The sequence below is a fragment of the Pseudoalteromonas sp. DL2-H2.2 genome (assembly GCF_021532535.1).
Lineage (GTDB): Bacteria > Pseudomonadota > Gammaproteobacteria > Enterobacterales > Alteromonadaceae > Pseudoalteromonas > Pseudoalteromonas rubra_A.
In genome coordinates this window covers 12,169-34,041 of sequence record NZ_JAKGBD010000006.1, presented here as the reverse complement: position 1 = coordinate 34,041, position 21,873 = coordinate 12,169, and the positions used below count along the sequence as shown (strand labels likewise).

17 protein-coding genes are annotated in these 21,873 nt (G+C 47.4%); 6 read left to right on the top strand and 11 right to left on the bottom strand.

Annotated elements, in window-relative coordinates; genetic code table 11:
• Positions 1 to 23 precede the first annotated feature (23 nt).
• From L1285_RS11805 to L1285_RS11780, 6 genes are all read right to left on the bottom strand, one after another.
• Entirely contained in the window at positions 24 to 2,708 is a 2,685-nt protein-coding gene (locus L1285_RS11805; protein ID WP_235412486.1) for a DUF349 domain-containing protein, read from the bottom strand.
• Positions 2,698 to 2,979 (bottom strand): YeaC family protein, encoded by a 282-nt coding sequence (locus L1285_RS11800; protein ID WP_235412485.1) that lies wholly within the window; start codon positions 2,977 to 2,979, stop codon positions 2,698 to 2,700. Before L1285_RS11800 ends, L1285_RS11805 begins: the two co-directional genes overlap by 11 nt.
• 2 nt (positions 2,980 to 2,981) lie before the next feature.
• The gene (locus L1285_RS11795) at positions 2,982 to 3,308 is read right to left on the bottom strand and encodes a DUF2116 family Zn-ribbon domain-containing protein (RefSeq protein ID WP_235412484.1); all 327 of its coding nucleotides are present in this window, start codon (positions 3,306 to 3,308) and stop codon (positions 2,982 to 2,984) included.
• A 202-nt stretch (positions 3,309 to 3,510) separates the two neighbouring features.
• Positions 3,511 to 5,241 (bottom strand): alanine/glycine:cation symporter family protein, encoded by a 1,731-nt coding sequence (locus L1285_RS11790; RefSeq protein WP_235412483.1) that lies wholly within the window; start codon positions 5,239 to 5,241, stop codon positions 3,511 to 3,513.
• A 66-nt stretch (positions 5,242 to 5,307) separates the two neighbouring features.
• Positions 5,308 to 6,435: a M14 family metallopeptidase gene (locus L1285_RS11785; protein ID WP_046003291.1), complete on the bottom strand. Its 1,128-nt coding sequence runs from the start codon at positions 6,433 to 6,435 to the stop codon at positions 5,308 to 5,310.
• Positions 6,436 to 6,647: 212 nt separating this feature from the next.
• Positions 6,648 to 8,093: a glyceraldehyde-3-phosphate dehydrogenase gene (locus tag L1285_RS11780; protein WP_046003292.1), complete on the bottom strand. Its 1,446-nt coding sequence runs from the start codon at positions 8,091 to 8,093 to the stop codon at positions 6,648 to 6,650.
• 332 nt (positions 8,094 to 8,425) lie between these two features.
• Here L1285_RS11780 and L1285_RS11775 point away from each other — a divergent pair, with 332 nt between their 5' ends.
• A complete protein-coding gene (locus L1285_RS11775) occupies positions 8,426 to 9,232 on the top strand; it encodes a DUF2989 domain-containing protein (protein ID WP_235412482.1) in 807 nt (268 codons plus the stop codon).
• A 39-nt stretch (positions 9,233 to 9,271) separates the two neighbouring features.
• Here the strand turns inward: L1285_RS11775 and L1285_RS11770 are convergent, their stop codons facing one another.
• Both L1285_RS11770 and L1285_RS11765 read right to left on the bottom strand, forming a co-directional pair.
• Positions 9,272 to 9,859, bottom strand: coding sequence for an MlaC/ttg2D family ABC transporter substrate-binding protein (locus L1285_RS11770; RefSeq protein ID WP_235412481.1), 588 nt, complete (start codon positions 9,857 to 9,859; stop codon positions 9,272 to 9,274).
• A 376-nt stretch (positions 9,860 to 10,235) separates the two neighbouring features.
• The gene (locus L1285_RS11765; RefSeq protein WP_235412480.1) at positions 10,236 to 11,906 is read right to left on the bottom strand and encodes a putative bifunctional diguanylate cyclase/phosphodiesterase; all 1,671 of its coding nucleotides are present in this window, start codon (positions 11,904 to 11,906) and stop codon (positions 10,236 to 10,238) included.
• A 158-nt stretch (positions 11,907 to 12,064) separates the two neighbouring features.
• On the opposite strand from L1285_RS11765, the gene purM reads away from it, so the two are divergent.
• Genes purM through L1285_RS11750 form a run of 3 tightly spaced genes read left to right on the top strand, consistent with a single transcriptional unit; the run spans position 12,065 to position 14,491 of the window.
• Complete coding sequence (gene purM, locus L1285_RS11760) at positions 12,065 to 13,117, top strand: phosphoribosylformylglycinamidine cyclo-ligase (RefSeq protein ID WP_125780450.1); 1,053 nt, start codon at positions 12,065 to 12,067, stop codon at positions 13,115 to 13,117.
• Positions 13,117 to 13,779: a phosphoribosylglycinamide formyltransferase gene (purN, locus tag L1285_RS11755; protein WP_046003297.1), complete on the top strand. Its 663-nt coding sequence runs from the start codon at positions 13,117 to 13,119 to the stop codon at positions 13,777 to 13,779. Before purM ends, purN begins: the two co-directional genes overlap by 1 nt.
• Positions 13,730 to 14,491: a DUF3108 domain-containing protein gene (locus L1285_RS11750; RefSeq protein WP_442960497.1), complete on the top strand. Its 762-nt coding sequence runs from the start codon at positions 13,730 to 13,732 to the stop codon at positions 14,489 to 14,491. Before purN ends, L1285_RS11750 begins: the two co-directional genes overlap by 50 nt.
• A gap of 64 nt (positions 14,492 to 14,555) precedes the next feature.
• On the opposite strand, the gene L1285_RS11745 is transcribed toward L1285_RS11750, so the two are convergent.
• The 3 genes from L1285_RS11745 to L1285_RS11735 form a co-directional block, all read right to left on the bottom strand.
• Positions 14,556 to 15,320: a class II glutamine amidotransferase gene (locus tag L1285_RS11745; protein ID WP_235412478.1), complete on the bottom strand. Its 765-nt coding sequence runs from the start codon at positions 15,318 to 15,320 to the stop codon at positions 14,556 to 14,558.
• Between the two features lie 261 nt (positions 15,321 to 15,581).
• A complete protein-coding gene (locus L1285_RS11740) occupies positions 15,582 to 16,097 on the bottom strand; it encodes a hypothetical protein (protein WP_235412477.1) in 516 nt (171 codons plus the stop codon).
• 246 nt (positions 16,098 to 16,343) lie between these two features.
• Positions 16,344 to 16,850: a hypothetical protein gene (locus L1285_RS11735; protein ID WP_235412476.1), complete on the bottom strand. Its 507-nt coding sequence runs from the start codon at positions 16,848 to 16,850 to the stop codon at positions 16,344 to 16,346.
• A 783-nt stretch (positions 16,851 to 17,633) separates the two neighbouring features.
• Between L1285_RS11735 and L1285_RS11730 the strand changes: the two genes are divergently transcribed.
• On the top strand, positions 17,634 to 20,045 hold the full coding sequence (locus tag L1285_RS11730) for a TonB-dependent receptor (RefSeq protein WP_235412475.1): 2,412 nt from the start codon (positions 17,634 to 17,636) through the stop codon (positions 20,043 to 20,045).
• 234 nt (positions 20,046 to 20,279) lie between these two features.
• On the top strand, positions 20,280 to 21,848 hold the full coding sequence (locus L1285_RS11725) for a tetratricopeptide repeat-containing sulfotransferase family protein (protein ID WP_235412474.1): 1,569 nt from the start codon (positions 20,280 to 20,282) through the stop codon (positions 21,846 to 21,848).
• Positions 21,849 to 21,873: the final 25 nt, after the last annotated feature.

The following is a 21,873-nucleotide window of genomic DNA, read 5'->3' as shown; positions in this document are numbered from 1 at the left end:
GGCGCTTTTTCTGAGTTATACCGTTAAGCGGTTAACACCTTAATCAGGCGCTCCTGCTCAAGCTGCTCGCTGTCATTAACCACTTGCGACAGGTAACAATTCAGGTAGTACTCCAGCGTTTGTGCACCGCCCTGAAGTTTCGCTTCAAGTAGCGCTACCTGCTGTGCCATTCTGTCTTGCTGTAAGGCTTGCGGTGAGTCATTGTTCGTCATTACTTCAAGACGCAATAGCAGCTGCTCAGCAGAGAGCCCTGAGTCATTGCCTGTTAGCCAGCAACCCGGTGGTGTATCACCTGCACGCACCGCCTCTACCAGCTCATTGAACTTCTCACGGCTCTGGGCTGAATAAAGCTCATTAAGTTTTACTTCAACTTGCTCCAGCAATTGCTGTTTGGTCTTTTTCAGAGAACCTAGCACGTCTGTTGCCAGCACTGCGTCCTTAACTGATAACAGCTCTGACTGTGTTTTTGCATCAATCATTTGGCTGTCAAGCTCGGCTAACAACTGACGCTGCTGCGTCTCTTGTGTCTGGGCCTGCTCACGCTCGGCGTTTTGTTGTGCCTGACGCTTACCAAACACCGCATCATTGTGCTTTCTAAACTCCTGCCACAGCGTGTGTTCCTGCTTAGTACCGGCAAAGCCAATTTCCTGCCAACGCTTTTGCAAGTTTTTCAGCGTGTCACACGCCTGTACAACGTCTTCAAGTTCAAGCTGAGCCTGTGCTTCATTCACCAGCTGCTGCTTTAGTTGTGCATTGGCCTGGTGACGAGATTTCAGCTGCTCATTGACCTGAGTGTAGGCTGCACGATAACGCGCGTTCAGTGCCTGATAAGTCGCTGCATCCAGGCTACCGGCGCCGCGCCATTGCTTGTTAACTCGATTAAACGTACTTTCTACCTGACGCCAGTCCGGCTCAGCAGATTGTGCCTGGCCCAGCAGCTCAGTCATTTGCTCAACCAGAGCCTCACGCTGCTCAATGATTTTCTTACGTTGTGCATCTTGCTCAGCGAAGTACGCACGGCAGGGCGCAAATAATAGCTCGATTTTCTCATCAAACTGCGCTGCTTGTGCTTTTTCTTCTTCGCTTTCAACACGGCCCAGCTCGTTCCAGCGCACGCGTAATAACTTTACCTGCGCGGCACGGGCTTTAGGGTCAACCTCTTGCTCTGTGAGCATTTCATCCAGCTGTTGCAACAATTCAGCGCGTTTTGGCTGAGAGGCATATTTTTGCCAGTCTTTTAGCTCCTTGAGCGCTTCACTCAAAGCGCTGTGCTGTTTTGCCAGATGCTGTTTGTAGCCTTCGCTCAGCAGCTCATAGCTTTCCATAAAGCCATTGAATACACCGAATGCCACATTGAAACGACCCTGATCCAGTAGTCGCTGCACATCTCTTGCTTTTTTACGCGCTTCTTTAAGGTACTTTTCCTGAGCGTCGACCAGCGGCTTCATGGTTTGATTAAACTCGTTGCTGGCTTCTTTCAGCTGCTCCGAAGCCTGCTTTTTCAGCGCAACCGGTAATCGACGCAGTTGCGAGTGGGCATGCTGATAGGCTTGTTTTTGCGCTGCCATAACGGTATCAAACTGCTCCAGCTCTTCGCTCGGTGCAACGCCTGCAAGTGCTTTTAAGGCCGAATCAAACTGCTCTTTAGCACTGACCAGTTCGGGCAGGCTCTCAAGCGCGCTGGCACTGTCACGCAATTTGCCTGATAAGGCCTTCAGCGCAGGTTCTGCCTGATACTGCGAGGCTTGAATACGGCTCTGAAGCTCAGATAGCTGAGCATGTAATGCCTCCTGAGCGGACAGATTTAAGGCCTCAACAGCACTCGACAATGCCTGCTCCAGGGCTTCATATCCGGCTTCAAACTCACTGATCGCAGCCGCTTTAGCGGCAGCCTGCTCAGCCTGCTGTTGTGCCTGCTCAAATGCCTGTTGCAAAGTATCACGATGCTTGTTTAGTTTCTGGGTAATGGTCGCAAATTTTTCTTGATTGAGTTGCTGTGCTTCTTCACTCAGCCACTGCACTTCAAGTGCCTGCCATTGAGCACTCAATGCGTCGGCCTGACTGGCAACCACCTGATAATCCTGCTTGTCACGTAGAGCATTGAGTTTAGCCAAAATCAGTTTGGCTTCCTGAGCAATCTGTGCCGGCATAACCTGGCTAAGACGCTGTTGCTCCAGCGTTTGCTCAAGCGTTGTAAGTGCTTCACCAGAGGCGGCTTTAAGTACTGCCTTTTCAAGCTGATACTGCGCTACCAGGGGCAGTAACGCTACTTGTAATGGCTCGTCACCCTCTTTAAACGCCTTTTCGATCAGTTTAGCATTGGCGAGACGCTTTAATAGCTTGGCCTTTTGCTCATTGCCAATATCACTAAAAGCGACTTTCTCAAGTGTTTTGGCAGGCGCGTAACGGTCAATATACTCGTTGCGGATCTCCTGGCTTAACGACCCGGAGCCCGATAAAACCGCCTGAGAGATGTGCTGCTCGGCCAGTTCTTTAAGCTCCTGATCCTGCTTGTATACCTTCCACCACAAGCTCAGATCGTTAATTTTATCCAGTACCTTCTTTCTGATCTGGCTTGAATCATCTTCCAATGCCAGAGTGTGTAACACCTCTGCATCTTTGCTGGTGTCCAGTTTGTCCACAGCGGCTAATCGCACCTGTGTTTTCGGGTGCTTCCATTTAGGGGTAAAAAGGTTTTTAAAGATCATTTTCGCTAAACCTGGCTATTTCATTTTCTGCTTTAAATTCTTGTTGTAACTCGCGCTTTGATTTTTGCACCATTTCGCCTTGCGCGTTAATGGTGAACTGCTCTGTACTTTTGGCGACTTTTGCCTGATATAACATGACCAGCTGCACGGTTTGCTCTTTTTGTGCAACGCTCAACTCGGTGCCATCGGGCCAGCGTCCGGTAGCAGCGCCATACTGCAATCGCTCATAAATTTCCGGCGTTATATTCTTAACTAAACTGTCTATATTCATGTTCACTTTTTCTTTTTCAGTACCACTAAAATCACTCGATTGACCAGATACCAAATCAGGCCGACACCAATTGCACATTGCGTTGCCAACATTTCCCACGTCCCTTCAACTGGCTGCTGCCAGTACATATATAAGAACCCGCCAAGAAACAAGATCAGCGCCAGGAATGAATAATTCATAATCTTTTGCTGTTTCCTGACTCGTTTACGAACGGCTTCTCTTTGCAGCGATTCCTCATCCATATTCGCGACATCAAAATCACAATGTGGGCAGGTTTTGTGCTTAGAAGAAATGGGCTTGTTACAACTAGGGCATTGGGCGATTGCCATACTCGAGTGACTCCTAACGAAAAACTAGCATTTACACGCCGGTCCTCTTTAGAGTTTTGATACCTGAGCACTTATTATCACTTTGATTACGCATACGCCAACTGACAATGCAAGTAAAAATAAGCCCCTGTGGTACGACTGCTTCATAAAGAATAAGACCAAAAAATAAGGCGCCATGTGGCGCCCTATTCTACTTGGTTTATTAAGGTTTGTCTTTTTGGAAATGCATTGAATTGTCTTTTTGTACCTCAGAATTTCCTTCCGACTGTTTCTGCTCTTTATCGAACTTGTCCCAATACTCGTCAACAGAGTCTTTCATCTCCTTACGCAGTAACATGATCCCGAACAGGTTGGGTAATGTCATCACGACGATACCTACCGCTGCCAGTTTCCAGATCAAGGTTGTGTCCGCAAACGATGCCCAGAAGAACCCTGCCACATAAAACACCCGATAAGGCATAACAGAGCGAGAGCCGAGTAAATAGGTCATTGCGCGGTCACCATAATACGACCAGGCAATCGCGGTAGAGAATGCAAACAACAGCAGACCAATCGATACGATATACTGACCATTTTCCCCAAAGAAACCGCGGGTAAATGCCTTGGTTGTCAGCTCGGCAGAATGCACCAGAGATTTACCCTTGATACTGATACTGTTGTCGACCAGCATGCCCTTATCAACTTCGACAGTGCCGGTGTAACGATGTTTTGCTGTGATACCAAAACGGATATCTTCACCAATTGAGCGCGAGTGGATCACCGTAAAGTCTTTATTCACCGCAACACCTTCGACAACGCGGATGTTACCACTGTATGCCTCGACGCTATGCCCGTCGATACCATTGAGGTATTTGTATAGTTCTTCGCGATCGCTGTCATTCGATTCAACATAGTTGCCATGTACTATGGTCATTGACGAACGCTCAAAGGTTGTTTCGAATTTCTCAGTCCAGACACCCGACGACAAGATAACCAAACCGGTCAGAGTACAGATCACTATGGTATCAATGAAAGGCTCAAGGATAGAGACCATGCCTTCTGATACCGGCTCGTCCGCTTTAGCTGACGCGTGTGCAATAGGTGCTGAACCCTGACCCGCTTCGTTTGAGAATAAGCCTCGGTTTACACCCCGATTAAAAGCATAAGCAAAGGAGGCGCCCAAAAAGCCACCAACCGCAGCCGAGCCACTAAATGCATTGGTAAACACAGCAGCAAAAGAAGGAATAATGTTTTCAGCGTTATACAGAATAACGGCCAGGGCCCCGATAATGTATACAGCCGCCATCAGAGGCACAATCCGAGAGGTAATTGCAGCAATACGCTTGATACCACCGAGAATAACCAAGGCAAGTAAAATAGACAGCACCGCACCGGTGACCATAGGTTCAATGTTGAAAGTGGCTTCCATACCCTGAGCGATGTTGTTGATCTGCGGCAAACTACCTGTGCCGAAGGAGCTGATCACGGTGGCAATGGCAAACAATACCGCCAGCCACTTCATGTTAAGACGGCGGTCCATATAATACATGGGACCACCTGCCATGGTGCCGTCTTCCGCTTTAGTACGATATTTGTGAGATAAGGTCACCTCAACAAACTTGGTAGTCATACCAAAGAAGGCGGTCATCCACATCCAAAATAAGGCAGCCGGACCACCAATTGAAATGGCCAGTGCCACACCACCGATATTACCGGTGCCAACCGTCCCCGACAGAGCAGTCGACAGCGCCTGGAAATGCGTGGTATCACCCTCGTGGCTTTTTTTGTCGTATTTACCGGTGACAATTTTGCACGCATGCTTGAAATATCGGATCTGTGGGAATTTTAAATACAGTGTAAAAAACAGACCCACCCCAAGTAATACATAAGGGAACCACCAGGAGCCCCCTAACAAGGCATCCAGACTATCCAGAAAACTTCCTAACGCGTCCACGACTCTTCCTCTTTTTCGTTGTTATTATATGCAACAGGCAACCGATAAGGTTGCCTGTGACGATGATTATCTTAGATTGTCCACCACGTTGACGATGGCGGCTAAGGTATCCTGACCAAACTGATATGAACGGCGGTCAGACCAGCCATAGTGTGGATCAGGTAAATTAGCATTGTCTTTAAATGGCATCTCTATAGTATATGCCAGCGCTTTAAACGCTTCACCCACAGCACAAGATGCAACCGTCAGGTTTGCCTGACCTGGCTCATCTTTAGGGTAACCAAACTCATCCTGAAACTCTGGCGTGATGGTCAACAAGGCCTGTTTAAATTGCGCTTCCAGTGTAGCAAGGCGTTCATCATAACTTGGAATACCTTCGCTGCCCGCCACAAAGTTGTATGGCAATGCTTCATCACCATGAATATCAAGGTACAGATCCAGGCCAGTTTCATGCATTTTATTCAGCACATGATAAACCTCAGGTGAGTTTTCCAGTGATGGCGTTTGCCACTCACGGTTGAGGTTCACACCTTTGGCATTGGTACGCAAATGACCACGAACACTGCCATCCGGGTTCATGTTCGGCACAATGTAAAACACGGCTTTTGACAATAGTGCAGCAGCATGCGGATCTTCGTCGTCCAGCAGTTTGTGCAGCAGGCCTTCAACAAACCATTCTGCCATGGTTTCGCCCGGATGTTGGCGTGCAGTGATCCAGATTTTTTTCTTTTCGTCGCCAGGCTCGCCGACACATAACAGGCTGATATCACGGCCATCCAAAGTTTCACCCAGGGTTTCAACCCGACATGCATCATGGCTTTGTGCCCAGTAAACCAGATCCAGGTGACGCTCGTAGCTGTAAGGGGCGAAATAAGCAAAATAGGTGTGGTGACACTCAGGTTCAAAGTCGATCACCAACTGGCCATCCTGATAGCTGCTCGGCACGCGGAACCAGGTTTGTCGGTCATAAGACGCAACGGCCTGGTAGTCATCCCAGCCTTCTGGATAGGCGGAGTTTTGCAGATTATTAATATGAAGTTTGTGCTCTACAAATGGCGTCGATTCAAGACGAAAGTGGAACCATTGAAAAAATTCGGATTCGTTATCGCGGTTAATTTCCAGCTGAATGTCTAGTGGAGCCTCAGCAGAAATTACGTTGATATTTCCGCTGTCAAAATTACTGGTGATCTTCATCATATACCCTAAATAAAAAAACCATCTCACTGAGCCAGATGTTTTGTGTAAAGCACTTAACAGCGCAGTACACAGTCAAGGAACTTTGTTTTAACCTTGATGATTTTTGTTAGTGATTTGTAGCAATAAATCAGCTGCAAGCCTAACACACCTGGTGCGAGACAAAAACAAAAAAAGCCAGCAATCGCTGGCTTTTTTAGACAAACCGAGAATTAACGCGGCAGGCTTGGGAATTGTACCTCAGCCATGTCACGCATTACACGTACAACCTGGCAGCTGTAGCCAAACTCATTATCGTACCATACATAAAGTACAACACGGTCACCGTCAACGATGGTTGCTTGTGAATCAACCACGCCAGCGTAGCGGCTACCAACCAGGTCGGTTGATACAATTTCAGTCGACGCTGTGTAGTCGATCTGATCGCGAAGCTCTGAATGCAGTGACGTCTCACGCAGGAATTCGTTCAATTCTTCTGCGGTTGTTTCTGCTTTCAGGTTCAGGTTCAAAATAGCCATTGATACGTTTGGCGTAGGAACACGGATAGCATTACCTGTTAATTTACCAGCCAGCTCTGGCAGTGCTTTTGCAACTGCTTTTGCCGCACCCGTAGAGGTAATAACCATGTTCAGTGCCGCACTGCGACCACGACGCTCTGCTTTGTGGTAGTTGTCGATCAGGTTTTGGTCATTGGTGTATGAGTGAACCGTTTCAACGTGACCATTTTTGATGCCAAACTTGTCGTTCAGCGCTTTTAGTACAGGCGTGATGGCGTTAGTCGTACAGCTTGCTGCAGACACAATTTTGTCTTCAGACAGAATGTCAGCGTTGTTAACACCGTAAACCACATTCTTGATGTCGCCTTTTGCAGGGGCAGTCAGAAGTACTTTAGACGCACCTTTTGATTGTAGGTGTTTGCCCAGACCATCTTCGTCTTTCCATACACCTGTGTTGTCTACAACCAGTGCATTTTCAATACCGTACTGAGTGTAATCCACTTCTTCCGGAGAGTTCGCGTAGATAACCTGAATGTAGTTACCGTTTGCTTTAATAGCGCCTTTTTCATGATCAACAGTGATTGAACCATTGAATGGACCATGAATTGAATCGCGGCGCAGCAAGCTTGCGCGTTTTTCAAGGTCACCATCGCGACCACCACGTACCACAATTGCACGTAAGCGAAGGTCAGCGTGAGAGCCACCACGTTCGATCAACAAACGCGCTAGCAAACGACCGATACGGCCAAAACCATACAGAACAACGTCGCGAGGGGCCGGACGTTTGCCTGTGTTTAACAGCTCAGCAAGCTCAGCATTGAGGTATTCCTCAATTGAACGGCCTTCACCTGCGTTTTTATAAATGTAGGCATACGCCAGTTTACCTAAGTCAACACGGCCAGGCGCCAGTTCCATTTTGCTGATCACTTCCAAAAATGGGAAGCTTTCGCGCAGACGCAGTTTAGTCTCTTCAAAACGTGCGACTGTTTTGTGGGCTTTAATAACATCGATAGTGCTGGTGTTTACAAGAGGACGGCCATAAACCGCAATTTCTACACCCAGGTTACGATACAAGCGACCAATGATCGGTTGCATGCTTTCTGCGTAGTCTTGACGTTCTTGCCAGCTGTTTTGATATTCTTGCTCGTGAGATGAGGTCATTTTTTCTGCCTAATAAACAATTTTTGAACGGATAGCCTAACTGAGCCTGATGTATTGCATAATTTGAGAGTCAACAGGCCCCAAGGCAGCGACATTTTAATTTAAATGGCGCTGATTCTCCACCATTTACTGACAATTGTTGCTGTAAAATTAACTGCACAGTTAATTTCAGGCCTGATCCGTCCATTTTATGTTCTCTCCTCTATTATATTCGCCATGAAGCTGTCAGGCACGCTATCCCTTGCTACACTTGAGGTAAATAAAGGGTGGCCAGAATTGTCGAAATTGGTACTATACGAGCGCAACAACAAAGACTTGGAGTAAGTATAACAATGAGGTGGTGGCTAATATCAGGCCTGTGTGTTACATCAGCGTTGCTCAGTGGCTGCGACGACACAATTACGCTGAATAAAATCTGCACAGAGACGCCCGGGTTTTGTGAAGATCTCAATAAAGATAGCCATTGTAAAGAGCAACGCGCTGAGGTGATATTTGCGCGTTACCATGAATACAAATCGCCCACTGATGATAACCGATACACCTTGCTGAAAAATTTTGAACAATACAACGAGTGTGTGTCGCTGGCTTCAAAAATTGAACATATCAAACTAAAAGAAAAAACCACATCAAGGGTTGAAGGCCATCTTACCAGCCTAAAAGAAATGACCCGGATCTACCAGGATACGATTAATACCGACCACCCAGGCTTACTTTATTACCACTGGTCGAGACGCAATAACCGCATGGCGCTAAACAAATTACTCAACATGCAGGATCAGGAAAACGTTAAAAGTGACAGCGAGATACAGCTATTTTTGGCAACTTTTTACGCAAAAATTGATGACGACAAAACCATAGACATTCTGTATCGCGTTTTGGAGCTCAATAAAGCAGGTGAAACGCCGGACCCCGAAGTGTTCGCCAGCCTCGTCAGCATTTTTTACAAGCAGCAAAAGTACAAGCACGCATATACCTTTGCCCGGGTGGCACAGTTATCTGGCTTTGAGAATATCGATATCTTGCCGGTTGAGCATAAGCTTTCTGCCAGTGGCAAAGATCTGGACTCACTGGATACCCTCGCGGTAAAAACCTGGGAAGAGATTAACAACGGTGAATTTCTCTCCCCAAGGAATTTCTAAAAGCAGATTCCTATGACGGTGGTCTTTACGGGCCACCAGCTAGCTTTTAGCGTTTAGTTCTGCTGTCACCTGCGCCAAACCCACTTGTGAGATTCGAACCGCAATTTCTTTTTGTTTTGCACTTAGTAACGAAATGCCCTCGGCGACCAGGTCGTATACGCGCCACTCACCCTCTTTGCTTCTGCGAAATTTAAAGTGAATGTCGATATCCGGACCGGAAGGCTGTCTGACAACGGCCTTTACCGTGGCGTATTTACTTTCTTTACCCGTTGGCAAAGCCTCAAAAATGACTTGCTGCCCTTTGTATTGCATCAAAGCACTGGCATAACTGACTTCCAGATAATGCTCAACCGCCGAGATAAATGCCAGTGCCTGTGGCTTTGTCAGCCCCTTGATATGTTTACCCAGCAGCTTGTAAGACACGAATCGGATATCAATGTGCGACATCAGATGCGCCCTGACCAACTTGCGCATCTCCACAGGGCTGGCATTGCCGTCCTGATTGATTTGTTTTATGTCCGAAAACAGTGTTTCGCCCACTTCATTGATAAGCGCCAGTGGCGCCTTAGAGGCCAAAGTAAGTGATGAAAACAGCAATAGAAAAAGTCCGGCAAGTAATTTGTTCACGTTCGCTCCTTGATAATTTACTTAATTAATACCAATTTGCTTAATTAAGTGTTCTATTTTGAGGCGAGAAAATATAGTCGATAACAAGGCAAAAATTTGCGAACTCATACCTTAGGTAAAGGTTCTAAATAAGAAATTTTTAACACAGTTAGCGTCATATTTGCTCCGTCAAATTGAACAGGTATTAAGTGAAATTGGTATAACGTCCAGGTCCTGCTCTGGCAAAGCGCTCAGAGTTGCAGGTGTATACCCCCTAATGTAGCGCCAAAATCGACGCAAATGTGTGAAAAAATGTATGAAAATAATACAGGTTCAGCAACAGGTCAGCTTTGTACTACGGCGTTTGAGCGATTTGTAATTAACGAAGTCGTCTGCACTAACGTTTAAGTACTTTTTTGACCATACGGTGAGAGTGCAACCAATGTTTGGCACTGTCTCGCTCCAATGCTTCACTGATGTAATAGCCCTGTAAATAATGACATCCCTTCGCATTGAGGTAAGCGGCCGTTTTACTGTCCTCTACTCCTTCTGCTACCACAGAGCAACCCAGCCGGTTAGCCAGGTATATCGTCGTCTCGACGATTGCCTGATCTTTGTCGCTGTCCAGGCAGGCGCTGATGAAAGAGCGGTCAATTTTAATCTGCGAAATGGGCAGCTCCCTGAGCATTGAAAAAGACGAAAATCCGGTGCCAAAGTCATCAATGCTAACTGCAAACCCCATATCAATTAATACGCCTATCATATATTTGGCCTGCTCAACATCAAGCATCACCATGCTCTCAGTTAGTTCAAACACAATCCGGTTAGGCTGAATATCATATTTAGTTTGTAACTCAACCAGTTGATTGATCAGATAGCGACCCTGAAAGTCCTGGCTAGACAAGTTAATGTGTACCGTCACACCAGGCTCTATTGCCAAAAAATCGTCCAGCTGTGCAAATACCTGCTCAATTACAAAGGCACTGATCTGTTTGATATAGTTGTTTTTTTCTGCGATGGGAATAAAGGTCATCGGGCTGATAAAAGTGCCTGATGCATCGCGCCAGCGCAACAAAGCCTCCATACCATGTACTTCGTTGTTATGACCACATACCAGCGGTTGATAAAACACACTGAGCTGATTGGCATTGAGCGCCTTTTTTAGCGCAGAAAACAGCTCGAATTCTGCTTCTACGCCATCATGCAAGGTCTGATCAAAAATCACCAGGCTCTGTCGGCTGTGCTTCGCTGCATACATGGCTATGTCAGCGTGTTTGAGTAATTCAGCCACAGAGGGTTTTTGCTCGGAACAAAAGACACGTGCGCCTGCACTGTAATATACGTCAACATGGACATCTTCAATCACCAATCCACCATTAAACGCTTTAAGAAACCCATTGTTGAGCGCAAACAAGGCGGTTTCACTGGCTGCATCGGTCACAATCACAAACTCATCACCGCCCATCCTAAACACCCGGCTGTCGCTTGCAATAATCGAACGCATACGCTCTGCAAAGGCAATCAGTACCTTGTCACCAAAGAAATGGCCAAGCGCATCATTGATCTGTTTAAAGTTATTGATATCCATGAGCAAAACGCTAAAGGCTCTATCCTGTGAAATGCGCTGTTCAATATGATAGATGCACTGCTGGCGATTCTCGAGCTGAGTGAGTGAGTCGTGACGCGCCTGATGACGCTCGCTTTGCGCCACATCTTTAAGTAATTGCAAACTGGAGCGGCTTAGCGTCACAACCACAATCACAAATACAGCCCCCAGCATGAGTATTACCGAAAGCCCCAATACCAAAGGCGAGCTATTTGCAGTGCGGTAAACCTGGTATGCAAAAGCCAGATAACCACAGATAAAGAATACTATCAGCGCCATTAACACCTGCCAGCCGCGGTTTTGTGCTATCCGGCAGATCTGCAACGCAGGTCTTAATGCCAGTAACAGCAACAATAAACCAATCACAATCAAGCTCAGACTCAGGCTTTCCACAGAGATCACATTCAGACGCACCAGAATGTGCTCAGTATAGTGAAGAAATCTCCATCTTGCGTTGCTCATAGCAGGTACAGCTAAGCGCTGAGACCCGCTTTAGTGCCCTTATGCTGCGTTCGATATCTATTTGTATGCGAGCCAAATCGACTAGCCGCACTGGCGCATTTGATGTAAAATACGCGCGTTTCTAAGCAAATCCATTCTGTTATTTTTGAGGAAAACCTGTGAGCGAACAAAAACAGTCTCTGAGCTATAAAGACGCAGGCGTTGATATCGATGCGGGCAATGCATTGGTTGAGCGCATTAAAGGGGTAGTTAAAAAGACGCGTCGCCCTGAAGTGATGGGCGGTATTGGCGGCTTTGGCGCATTATGCGAGCTACCAACCGGATATAAAGAGCCTGTCTTAGTTGCTGGCACAGATGGCGTAGGCACTAAGCTGCGTCTGGCCATCGATTTGAAAAAACATGATACCGTTGGTATCGACCTGGTTGCCATGTGTGTAAACGACTTAATAGTTCAAGGTGCTGAACCCCTATTTTTCCTTGACTATTACGCAACAGGTAAACTGGATGTAGATACCGCTGCTGACGTAGTCACTGGTATTGGCACTGGTTGTGAGCTGGCAGGCTGTGCCCTGATCGGCGGTGAAACCGCTGAAATGCCAGGCATGTACGAAGGCGAAGACTACGACATGGCTGGTTTCTGTACCGGTGTTGTTGAAAAGTCTAAAATCATTGATGGCACTAAAGTTGCCGAAGGTGACCAACTTATCGCCCTGGCTTCAAGCGGTCCACACTCAAACGGCTACTCGCTGATCCGCAAAGTACTGGAAGTATCTGGCGCTGACACCAGCGAAGAGTTCGCAGGTAAACCGCTGGCCGAGCACCTGCTTGAACCAACCCGCATTTACGTAAAACCAATTCTGGAACTACTGAAAGAAGTAGACGTACATGCCCTGTCGCACATCACAGGTGGTGGTTTCTGGGAAAACATCCCGCGCGTATTGCCAGAATCAGCCAAAGCCGTTGTTAAAGGCGACAGCTGGGAATGGCCAGCTGTATTTAACTGGCTACAGGAAAACGGCAACATCAGCACTCATGAAATGTACCGCACCTTTAACTGTGGTGTTGGTATGATCCTGGTTGTCCCTGCCGACAAGCTGGCGCAAAGCCTGGATATCCTGAAAGCACAGGGCGAAAACGCCTGGCATATTGGTGAAATTCAAGCTGCAAATGCAGGCGAAGAACAGGTAGAAATTCTGGGTGGTGCCGAGTAATGGCACCCGAGCGATCTCCAATTCGTATTGTTGTGCTGATCTCAGGCAGTGGCTCTAATTTACAGGCCATTATGGACAGTTGTCAGCGCAACGAAATCAATGGCGAGATCTGTGCCGTCATCAGTAATAAAGCGAACGCATACGGGCTGCAACGCGCCCAGCAAGCGGACATCGATACGCAAGTGTTAAGTCATAAAGACTTTGACAGCCGCGAAGCCTATGACCAACGTTTAGCACAATTAATTGACTCATATAATCCAGATTTAGTTGTATTAGCTGGATTTATGCGTATTCTAACTGCTGACTTAGTGCAAAAATTTAAAGGAAAAATGTTGAACATTCATCCTTCTTTGTTGCCTAAGTACCAAGGGCTGAATACCCATCAAAGAGCGATTGATGCAAAAGAAACGTTTCATGGCGCCAGTGTTCACTTTGTGACAGAAGAACTAGATGGTGGACCGGTCATCGTACAAGCCAGGGTACCTATTCTGGCTGATGATACTGCGCACACGCTGTCACAGCGGGTTCATGAACAAGAACATATAATCTATCCTTTGGTGGTCAAGTGGTTCAGCGAACACAGACTAACGATGGAAGCAGACTATGCCGTTTTTGACAATCAACCCCTTCCAGCTCAAGGCGCAAACTACCCAGAAGAATAAAAAATACAGCGCTTTACTATTAGGTTTAAGCGCTGTTTTCTCCTCTTCCTTATTTGCCAGTGATCTGGTTCCCTACCGTGCGGAATACGACGTACTTCGCAAAGGCGAAGTGCATGGCAATGCCATTCGGGAACTCTCTAAGGTGTCAAACGATACCTATTCACTGAATTACGAAAGTAACATTGAATGGATGATTTTTTCCGATGAGCGCATGGAAAACTCACTGTTTACTTACCATGATAAATCGCCAAAACCGCTGCTTTATACCCTGAAGCGAGAAGGCACCGGGCCAGACAAAAGCTATAAAATTCGCTTTGACCGCGAAAATAAACAACTCTTTAAAGACGACGAAAAATACCCCATCAATGCCGACTGGAACGAAAAACGCCACGATGTGTTGTCTTACCAGATAGCCCTGCGCAACGATGTAAAAGCCGGCAAAACCAAAATGAGCTACCCCATTGTGGATAAAAATGGCAATGTGCGCAGCTATGATTTTGAAGTCGTGGGACCGGAGACCATCACCTTACCCGTCGGCAATGTCGAAACCATCAAAGTAAAGCGCCTGTACGACAACGACAAGCGCCAGGCAACGGCCTGGCTGGCGCCCGCCTACCACTACTCTGTAGTACAGATGTTTAAAGGCAAAGACGGCGTAGAGCAATTTATGATCCAGCTAAAAAGCTTTGATGCCGAAAAGCCAAAACAATAAAAAGCATTAAAAAGCCCTGATGTTCAGGGCTTTTTAATTTCGTTATCTCGATGAACCGGCTTCGCTAGATTTTTTCTCCAAGCTTAAACAGCACATACTCGCCCGGCTCCATCTTGGTCCACTGCTCGTCATTGGTCAACGGCCGGGTGGCAATCACAGTCACTACATCGTCCGGGGTGGTTTCTTTTTGAAAGTCCACCACCATATCCGCATCAATTAAGGTTGCCTTACCAAACGGCGCACGGCGGGTGATCCAGTGCAAATTGTTAGAGCAGTACGCCAGCACAAATACGCCATCGGTCAGCAGCATATTAAAAACCCCTTTACCCATCAGGGTTTTCGCCAGCTTAGCAACATAGCGAAACACGGTCGCCATGTTTTTTGGCCGTTTCGGGTATTTTTCACGGATCTTGTCCAAAATCCAGCAAAATGCCAGCTCGCTGTCGGTATTACCCACCGGCTTGTAAAACTCAGTAGTCAGATCTTTATAGTTAGACAACTGGCCGTTGTGAGCATAGGTGATCTCCCTGCCCCACAGCTCACGGGTAAACGGATGGGTATTCTCAAGACAGGTTCTGCCCCGGTTACCCTGGCGAATATGGCTTATCACCGACACGCTTTTAATCGGATAAGCTTTTACCAGCTTGGCAATTTCTGACTGGCAGCTCGGCTCAGGGTCTTTAAACGTCCGACATCCCTTGCCCTCATAAAAAGTGATCCCCCAGCCATCTTTATGCGGCCCGGTATTCCCTCCACGCTCCAGCAACCCGGAAAAACTAAAACAAATATCCGTGGGTACATTGGCAGACATGCCCAAAAGTTCACACATAGAATAAAAAGCCTTTAAATTTCAAATAGTTTTTTCTGAGACATTCTCTTTTTACTTTCTGGTCTCAGTTTTGGTCACAGTTTGGATTAAGCGTGACCACAATGGTTATAAGCCAAATTTTATCACCAAGTGGCAGAGGGTACCAATGCGTAATCTGGGGTTTTGATTTCATACTGGTCCTGCTAAAAGTGACCGTCGGAAAGAGGCACCTTGATACAACCGAGGGTTTTCATTGCATGTCTTTCGAACCTTTTCCAATGCTCAAGATTTTGACTCAATGATATCAACCCATTGATTTAGGCCTGGTAATAAATATGCAACTCTTACCCCTTGTCTTTCACAAAGCGCATAGAGTAAATTGGACAAGTGATAATGATCGCTGTCTGAAACCAAACTTACCTTCTCCAAAGTTTGCTCGCTACGCTTGCTCAGCTTATCCAACTCTTGCCACCATTCGGCTTCGTGCTTCCAATAATTTGCAGCTGCATTAATTGCTGATACATCTGTTACATCAGGGTGATGCCGTGGCCCAATACTAAATGCACTTCCCTTTTCTAACCCAGAAAAGCTGACGACCTCAACAATTAACCTCTGAGCTGCGACAAACCCCAACCCAACATAATATTCAGCTTGGTCAAGCAATCCTTCAGAGTCTGGATCATTGGTTTGCGCAATTGCGTGTTCTATTTCAGAAATTTTTTGATCAAGCAATGCAAAAAGTTCTTCCGTATAGCTAAATGAGCAAACTGTTCTCAGAATACTTTGTTTTCCTGTCATTCTGCTCCTTTATTCCAATGTTACGTGAGATCAGGCTTAAAAGCATCTATCGTCGATTCAATGGCTTTCTGAATGTGGGCTGATCTAGGGTCTTCTTGCTGCTTAGCAAGCGCTGCATATTCGAATTGTATAGTTCAAGAACCGATAGTTGACAGGTTAATCCGCGTCATACTAACCTGCTATGTTTCAGTCACACATACTACGCCAACCATATTACACGCCCGAGTTCTTCATCATCAATTTCGCTCACTCCCCCCGCTCTGCCGTAATCCGCATATCAACATACCACTTCTCGCTACCTTCAAGTTGCTTGCTGCTTTTCCAGACAAATCCCTTGTCGCTGATCTGGCTAAAGCGAAAGCGCGCAGGTTGTAGCTTGCCGCCTGGCAAACGCTGTTCAACTTCAAGATGAACGCCTTCTTTATCTCTATGCGCAGTAAACGGGTTCAAAGTAGCACTCATTTGTACGGGTAAGAACACCTGATGCCAGCGCTTGTCCTGGAGTGAAAAGGTTCTTAGTGTTCTGCCGGCGTAGGTTACCTTGCCCTGCGCATCGAGCAGGCTGAAGTCGTCGACCACCATTTTATTGTCAAAAGCATACTGGGCTTGCCAGCGACATGGGGCTGAAAAAAGTGTTTTGCCTTTCGGGTCCAGCTGCTCATATCGGCACTGCCAGTTTCCAATCAAAAACGCGTAGTCGCTGGCCGCTGCTGGCGCTCCCGGGTAAAGCTCAGTGTTGTCAGTCGCCGACACATAGCAACTTAAGCTAAGCAAGCATATAAAGAAAAAGCGCATATTGGATATCACAAATATTTAACTGTGACTCAGTATGGCCTAAAAGAGCTGCACAGCAAAGTGCCGTCAATTAACGCCAGCTCTTTGCTGCAACAACACACAGTGACGCTCAATCGTACATTTGCATACTACAAATCAGTTACTGCTCGATTTAAAACACTCCCTTCGCTCGCCTGTTGCGATATTACTGATGTACCAAACACCGGCTTATGAGTAATCAAGCGTTGGAGCGCTTACCACCACCTCCGCTTACCCGAAATTTTGCAAACCTATTCATTGATGACGACTCATCCGGGTAAGCCGCTAGCATATTTATTCATCTTTTAGCCAGTACTAGCCACTTTTTGCCTTACCGTGACTTGCAGCGCTTAAATAAACGCCGTAATGCCCTAAAGGCCCCCAAGATATTGAGCAACTTGCGACCACTTTGCATACTATTTCGCTTACAAAACAGCCCTAAGCAAAATCAGAAACAATAAAGCCGCATACTTAATTCAAAATGGCGCATAAAAACCCCACAATGAAAATAAAAAAACCAACTAAAACGCAAATAACCGTGAAAATTTTTTTACTGCAATTTCATGCACAAATTCGGCTAAAAACCCATTGATAGTGAATATTTTTGCAAATATAATAAATAATTATTTCCGTACCTTTTTTGCTAATCTTGTTACGAGATTCACTTTATGCTTTCTTAGTTTGCATAAAAACAACAACCAGAACACTCCGGGATGTAATACAATGCTAAAACCAAAACTCCTATCTCTGGCCATTGCTACGGCTTTGCCAGGGTCGATTATGCTCAGTGCAACGGCGCAGGCCGATGAAGCTGGGGTCAAAGAAAAATCACTTGAAGTTATCCAGATCACGGCTACTCGCCGCAGCGGCTCGGTACAGGAAGCGCCCTTAAACATCACCGCACTTGATGCCGATGTAATGAAAGACCAAAACATTGGTGAGCTGGCTGATGTGGCACGTTGGGTGCCAGGTCTGACCGTGACCGATCAGGGGGGACGTTCCGGGTCTCCTATCATAGTACGGGGACTTAACACCAACTCGTCAGGCCCCAGCTCTGATGGCGGCACAGTCGCAACCTATATCAATGAAATTCCGGTTTCGCTGGATATGCGCCTGACCGATGTGGAGCGCGTTGAAGTCTTGATTGGCCCGCAAGGTACACTTTACGGTGCCGGCACACTGGGCGGTGCTATCCGCTATATGCTTAAAGCTCCCGAGCTAGACATCACCACAGTACAGCTGTATGGCGACTTATTTCAAAACTCAGAGAGTGATTCAGTTGGTGGTGAAGGCGGTTTTGTGTTCAACACCCCCATCATTGAAGATGAACTGGCGCTGCGTGCCAGCCTGAATCAGTATGAAGATCCCGGGTTTATTGATTACAACTATGTGGTCCGAGAGGGCGGAGCGTCTTTGGCAGATCCGGACTGGAGCAATCAAAGTGCCGTCGATAACAACCTTAAACGCGTAGCCGATGCCAATGGCGAAACCACTACCACGGGCCGCATTTCTGTGCGCTGGAAGCCGAACGACTGGTTTGATGGCACGCTAAATTACTTTTACCAGAAACAGGAAAGTGAAGGCCGCTCTATTGTGCACTATCAGGCACTTAACCCGGCAAATGGTTTGAACGATCGTATTGGTAAGTATGAATCTGCCTATCGTTACGAGGAGCCCAGAGACAAAGAAGATGATCTGCTGAGCCTGGAATTAAAAGCCGACCTGGGCTTTGCTGAACTGGTTTCTGCATCCGGCTGGTCCAGCTTTGAGGCCGACGGCCAGCGCGACCAAACCGACTTGCTGATCCGTCTCGACTACGGCTACGAGGAATTCCCGTCCTTCTCAGCGTTTACCCGTGAAGAGGAAGAAGAAGACACCTTCACTCAGGAGATCCGTTTGGTCTCTCAGAGTGACTCTGCGTGGAACTGGATTGTTGGCGGCTTTTACAACAAGTTTGAAAGTGATGCCAGCAGTAAAGAGTTTACGCCAGGCTTTGGTGAATTTGCCGTGGCCAATTTTGGTGGCGAGCAAACCCGCCCGGACAATTTAGAATATTTCTCGGTCGACCGCAGTGAAATCACAGAGCAGGCCCTGTTCGGTGAAGTGGGTTATCAGGTCAATGACAAGCTAACCATCACCGTCGGTGCACGTTTTTATGAGTACGAAGTAAAAGCCGAATCAGCCGTTGACTTCCCGCTGGCCAATACCCTCTTCAGCGGCGCAGGCCCGAGCGATATTACCCTGGACTTTGAGCAAAACAATGCTGAGGACGATGGCAACCTGTTTAAGTTCAACGCCAACTATCAGTTTACCGACTCAGTTATGGCGTATATCACGGCCAGTGAAGGGTTCCGTATTGGTGGCTCCAACGGTCTGGCGCCCTGCCCGGATCCCCTGCCCGACAAACAAATTGGTTGTGGTATGCCCGACGAAATGCTGTATACCGCAGACACCACCACCAACTATGAGCTGGGCCTGAAAAGCACCTGGCTGAAAAACCGTCTGCACTTCAATGCGGCTATTTTCAACGTAGACTGGGAAGATGCGCAAATTGCCGGTGCAACGGTCGTGGGTCAAATTCCTTATACGTCTAACGCCGGGACAGCCAACGCCAAAGGGGTTGAGATCTCAACCCGTGCTATTCTCAGCGACTCTATCAGCGCCTATGCAACCTATGCCTATACAAAGGCCGAGTTAACTTCAGATGCGCCTTACCTGTTTAATGCAGATGGCACCGATGGCGGTAAGGATGGCGACCGACTGCCAGGTTCACCGGAACATCAGTTCTCTTTGGGCGTGAATTACGAAATGGAAGTGCTGGGCGATAAAACGCTGGACATCAACTACGGCCTGACGGCACAGAGCGATATCATTTCCAAAGTAGGCTTGCGCGATAGCGGCGAAACCCTGTCCGGCTATGGGATCAGTAACCTGTCAGCCAAGCTGACCGGCGATATGTGGTCTGCCACCTTGTACGTCAATAACCTGTTCAATAAGTACGCCTTTACCTCAGTACGGCGCGATGTACGGGATATCACCACCGCCAACGGCGCTGAGATCCAGCGTAATTATGGCCACTATCTAAACAAACCACTGACAGTGGGTATTAAGTTCGACTATCAGTTCGAACTTTAGTAAATTGAACTCTCCCGCTCAGGCCCATCCATAGTGATGGGCCTTTATATAATACCAATTTCACTTAATACATATTCAATTTGAAGGAGCAAATATGACGCTAACGGTGTTAAAAATTTCTCATTTAGAACAACTAAATAGCAAAATTTTTGCCTTGTTATCGCCCATATTTTCTCGCCTCAAAGTAGAACACTTAATTAAGCAAATTGGTATAATGTGAAACGATAATCCACTATGACGTCTATCCAGCAATTACACAGAAGCGCCATTAGCGCACTCAATCAGGGCCAGCTCGAAACCGCCCATCAGTACCTGGTCAAACTCCTCAATGTTTCGCCTGATTATGCCGACGGCTATTTTCTGCTTGGTGTAATTAATCTTCAGGTTGGCCAGTTGAAAAAAGCAGTCAGGTTGCTCGAAAAGGCCCTGGGGCTGCACAGCAGCGACGAATATCGCGCTCAGCTGACGAAATGCTATGCCTTACAGGGCGAGCTGGCAAAGGCCAGACAAACTGCGGAAAAAACTGACCCGCAAACGCTGACACGCGCGCTGGACGCCGACACCTTCGGCGTGGCACTCAGTCACGTTGGACTGCACCAGGATGCGCTGGCATTTTTCCGCCAGGCGCTCACACTCACGCAAAATAATGCGCAGTATTACTACAACTTTGGGGTCAGTGCTAAATTCGTTGGCTTATTTGATGAGGCCGAGCAGGCCTTTGAGCAGGCGCTGGCACTGGATAAAGATCACCACAGAGCACACTTTGCGTTGTCTGATCTGAAAAAAGCCCACGCAGAGAATAACCACCTCACACGTTTACAAAGTGCCTTTGAGCGCGCACGCTCCGCTGAGTCTCAGCTGCACTTAGGTCATGCCCTGGCAAAAGAATATCAGGACCTTGGCGAATTTGATTCGGCTTATCATGCACTCACACAGGGTAAAGCAGCCATGCATGCAGCCCGCCCATTTGATCATGCCGGCAGTGAAGCCTTGTTTGAGCGGATCCGGGCACTCAGTGGCGCACATGTATTTGACCCAGCTGCAGGCCACAGTAGCCGGGAGCCCATTTTTGTACTTGGGATGCCACGCTCCGGCACTACCCTGGTAGAGCGGATCTTATCCAGCCACAGTGATGTGATGTCGGCCGGGGAGTTACAGGATTTTGGAGTAAGCGTAAAACGTCTGGCACAAACCACCAGCCAGACCGTGCTCGACCCGAGTACGCTTGAACAGGCTTATCAATGCGATCTGCAACAACTTGGACAAACGTACCTGGATGCAACCCGGGTAGTCACCGGCAGCCATGCGCATTTTGTCGACAAGCTGCCATTTAACTTTTTTTACGTTGACCTGATCCGCCGGGCCCTGCCGAATGCCAAAATCATCTGTCTGATGCGCGACCCTATGGATACCTGCATTGGTAACTTCCGCCAGCTGTTTACCATTAACAACCCCTATTACGCTTATTCATTAGACTTGATGGATACCGCACGTTTTTACAACCGCTTTTACACACTGATGCACCACTGGAAACAGCTGCACGGTGAGCAGTTTTATATGATGCAGTACGAATCCCTGGTCGACAACCCGGAGCGGGAAATAGCCAATCTGCTGGATTATTGTGAATTGCCCTGGCAGGACAGCTGCATGCGTTTTCATCTTAACGACGCGCCAGTGTCAACGGCCAGTAAAGTGCAGGTACGTAAGCCACTTAACCGCCGCTCTATTGGGCGCTGGAAGCGCTTTGCACCACATACCGACGCTGCGCAGCAGTATTTGCTTCAACACGGTGTAATACAATAAACGTGAAGCCAGAGTCAGTGCATTT

Coding starts and splice junctions, on each gene's coding strand:
- L1285_RS11780 (WP_046003292.1), bottom strand. CDS start 8,093: ATGACCTCATCTCACGAGCAAGAATATCAAAACAGCTGGCAAGAACGT.
- purN (WP_046003297.1), top strand. CDS start 13,117: ATGGCACCCGAGCGATCTCCAATTCGTATTGTTGTGCTGATCTCAGGC.
- L1285_RS11740 (WP_235412477.1), bottom strand. CDS start 16,097: ATGACAGGAAAACAAAGTATTCTGAGAACAGTTTGCTCATTTAGCTAT.
- L1285_RS11785 (WP_046003291.1), bottom strand. CDS start 6,435: ATGAAGATCACCAGTAATTTTGACAGCGGAAATATCAACGTAATTTCT.
- L1285_RS11800 (WP_235412485.1), bottom strand. CDS start 2,979: ATGAATATAGACAGTTTAGTTAAGAATATAACGCCGGAAATTTATGAG.
- L1285_RS11775 (WP_235412482.1), top strand. CDS start 8,426: ATGAGGTGGTGGCTAATATCAGGCCTGTGTGTTACATCAGCGTTGCTC.
- L1285_RS11765 (WP_235412480.1), bottom strand. CDS start 11,906: ATGAGCAACGCAAGATGGAGATTTCTTCACTATACTGAGCACATTCTG.
- L1285_RS11805 (WP_235412486.1), bottom strand. CDS start 2,708: ATGATCTTTAAAAACCTTTTTACCCCTAAATGGAAGCACCCGAAAACA.
- L1285_RS11725 (WP_235412474.1), top strand. CDS start 20,280: ATGACGTCTATCCAGCAATTACACAGAAGCGCCATTAGCGCACTCAAT.
- L1285_RS11795 (WP_235412484.1), bottom strand. CDS start 3,308: ATGGCAATCGCCCAATGCCCTAGTTGTAACAAGCCCATTTCTTCTAAG.
- L1285_RS11730 (WP_235412475.1), top strand. CDS start 17,634: ATGCTAAAACCAAAACTCCTATCTCTGGCCATTGCTACGGCTTTGCCA.
- L1285_RS11745 (WP_235412478.1), bottom strand. CDS start 15,320: ATGTGTGAACTTTTGGGCATGTCTGCCAATGTACCCACGGATATTTGT.